Below are 2,781 nucleotides of genomic sequence, written 5' to 3'. Positions count from 1 at the left end.
CACCGCACAGGGTCAGCCAGCGCGGCTGGCGATCGGTGTCGGCAGCGGCCAGCCAGGGGGCCAGCAGCGTCTCGTCCAGACGCGCCCAGGTGGCAGCCCAGCCCACCCGGTCGCCTTGGGTGGCCGGTGCGGTCAGGTCGTCCACCAATCGCACGCTGGCCTGTGCCGGCGTGGGGCCGTGGCCATCCCAGCAGCCCGCGCCGGCAATCCACAGGCCATTGACCGGCAGCGCGCCGCGCGCGGCACGGGCCGCGTTGACCGGGTGGTCATGAAAGAGCATCTGCGCCTCGCTCAGCAGTCGCAGCAGCGCGCGGGCGGCGGGGTGGCGTCCCGCGTCGCGCCACCAGCCGTCGGCGCGCCGGTGCGCCACCCGATCCAGGCTGGCGCCGGTCCAGCCCTCGAACAGTGCCCCGCAGGCCAGCCAGCGCAGCGGGTCGTCGCCGCGCAATTCGATCCCATCGCTGGCGGCGTAGGGCGCGAAGGCCGCGCGCAGCGCCGCCGACTCCTCCGCGCGCAGATCGAGCGCCTGCGGTGGCACGATGGTGATCTGATCGATGCCAGCCTGCCAGGCGCATGGCCACAGCCAGGCGCAGCCCACGCCCGCCAGTCCCGCATGCCAGGCCGCCCACGGCAGTTTTCCATCGACCATCGTCCAGCCCAGGGCGCGTGCCAGGGCATGTTCGTGAGGCGGCGTCAGGCTCCAGGGGCTGCCGTCGTGCTGGGCGTGCGGTGTGGCGCGCGCCAGCCAGCGCTGCAATGCGGGCAAGGGGGGGATGGGGCAGGTGGCGGGGGTCGGTGCCGCCGCGCTGTCGTTGGCCAGTGGGGCAGCGTAGGCGATGATCAGGTGGTGGACCTCGGGCATGGCGCGATTGTTGCGCAATCGCTGCGGCACAATCGGGGTAGTCTTTCGGCACACCCATGTCATTGCCTTACGAATTCGTCATTGGCTGGCGCTACACCCGCGCCGGTCGAGCCACCCGCCGCAACGGCTTCATTTCCTTCATCAGCGCGGTCTCCATGCTCGGGATCGCGCTGGGGGTCGCCGCACTCATCATCGTCCTGTCGGTGATGAACGGTTTTCAGAAGGAAGTGCGCGATCGTATGCTGGGCGTGCTGTCGCACATCGAGGTGCTTTCCACCACCGGGGAGGCTTTGGCCGACCCTGGCGGCACCATGGCTCGGGTGCACCAACATCCGCAGGTTCGGGCGGTGGCGCCTTTCATCGCCGAGCAGGGCTTGCTGGCGCGCGGACAGGACATGAAAGGGGCGGTCATCCGTGGCATCGACCCCGCGCAGGAGCCGGCCGTGACCGCGCTTGGCGCGGATTTGGCGGTGCAAGCCTTCGGGGCCTTGCAGCCCGGGCGCTTTGGCATCGTGCTGGGGGCGGCGCTGGCGCGCTCGCTGGGGGTCACCACCGGAGACGCGGTGACGCTGGTCGTGCCCAGCGGCCAGCTCACGCCGGCTGGTGTCGTGCCCCGCTTGCGCCAGATGACGGTGGTGGGGTTATTCGACTCCGGTCACTACGAGTACGACGCGACGCTGGCGTTGGTGCACCTGGAAGACGCCCAGCGGCTGTTCCGGCTGGCGGGGCCGACCGGCATCCGGGTGCGGCTGGATGACCTGCACGCCGCGCGGGAGGTGGCCATCGAGCTGGCGGCGCAGCTCGAGCCGGCGTTGGGGCCCGGGGTGCTGGTGCGCGACTGGACGCGCGCCAATCGCACCTGGTTCGCTGCGGTACAGGTGGAAAAACGCATGATGTTCATCATCCTCACGCTCATCGTCGCGGTGGCGGCGTTCAACCTGGTGTCCACGCTGGTCATGACCGTGACCGACAAGCGGGCCGATATCGCCATCCTGCGCACGCTGGGGGCCAGCCCGCGCAGCGTGATGGCGATCTTCGTGGTGCAGGGGGCGGCCGTGGGTGTGGTGGGGACCGCGTTGGGGCTGGCGCTGGGCTTGGGGGTAGCGTTGCATATCGACACACTCGTACCCGCCCTCGAGCGCCTGCTGGGCGTGCACTTCCTGCCGCAGGACATTTATTTGATCAGCCGCATGCCCAGCGACCCGCAGACCGGGGATATCGTGCCGATCGCCGTCATCTCGCTGGTGCTGGCTTTTGTCGCGACGCTCTACCCCAGCTGGCGGGCCAGCCGGCTCAATCCCGCGGAGGCGCTGCGCTATGAGTGAGTCGGCGGGTGTGGTGCTGCAAGCGCGTGGACTGGTCAAGCGCTTTCGCGAGGGGCTGCTGGACGTGACCGTGCTGCGTGGTGTCGATTTGACAGTGCGCGCCGGCGAGACGGTGGCCATCGTCGGGGCCTCCGGCTCGGGCAAGAGCACCTTGCTGCATCTGCTGGGTGCGCTGGAGGCCCCGACCGCCGGCCAGGTGCGCTTGATGGGCGAGGATTTGCATGGCCTGTGCCCGACGCGCCAAGGGCTGGCCCGCAACCGGCATCTGGGCTTCGTTTACCAATTCCACCACCTGTTGCCGGAGTTCACCGCCCAGGACAACGTGGCCATGCCGCTGTGGATTCGGCGCGAGCCGCGCGTGGTGGCGGCCGAACAGGCGGCCGAGTGGCTGCGGCGCGTGGGCCTGGGCGAGCGGCTGCTGCACCGGCCCGCCGAGCTCTCCGGGGGAGAGCGCCAGCGCGTGGCGATCGCCCGTGCCCTGGTGACGCGGCCGGCCTGTGTACTGGCGGATGAGCCGACCGGCAATCTGGATCGCGAGACGGCGGGTGCCGTCTTCGAGCTGATGCTGGATTTGGCTCGCTCCCAGGGCACGGC

General features: G+C 70.3%; 3 protein-coding genes. 2 read left to right on the top strand and 1 reads right to left on the bottom strand.

Features of this window, described 5'->3' with window-relative positions; all coding sequences use genetic code 11:
• A partial coding sequence (locus tag P3W97_RS10060; RefSeq protein ID WP_300846352.1) for a phosphoglycerate mutase occupies positions 1-862 on the bottom strand: 862 nt, incomplete at its 3' end.
• A 56-nt stretch (positions 863-918) separates the two neighbouring features.
• Here P3W97_RS10060 and P3W97_RS10055 point away from each other — a divergent pair.
• Positions 919-2,187 (top strand): lipoprotein-releasing ABC transporter permease subunit, encoded by a 1,269-nt coding sequence (locus tag P3W97_RS10055; protein ID WP_300846350.1) that lies wholly within the window; start codon positions 919-921, stop codon positions 2,185-2,187.
• Positions 2,180-2,781, top strand: a 602-nt coding sequence (locus P3W97_RS10050; RefSeq protein WP_300846348.1) for an ABC transporter ATP-binding protein, incomplete at its 3' end; no start/stop codon positions are given. The genes P3W97_RS10055 and P3W97_RS10050, both read left to right, overlap by 8 nt.

It is taken from the genome of Tepidimonas sp., from assembly GCF_029335975.1.
Lineage (GTDB): Bacteria > Pseudomonadota > Gammaproteobacteria > Burkholderiales > Burkholderiaceae_C > Tepidimonas.
This window is presented reverse-complemented; position numbering and strand designations above follow the sequence as displayed.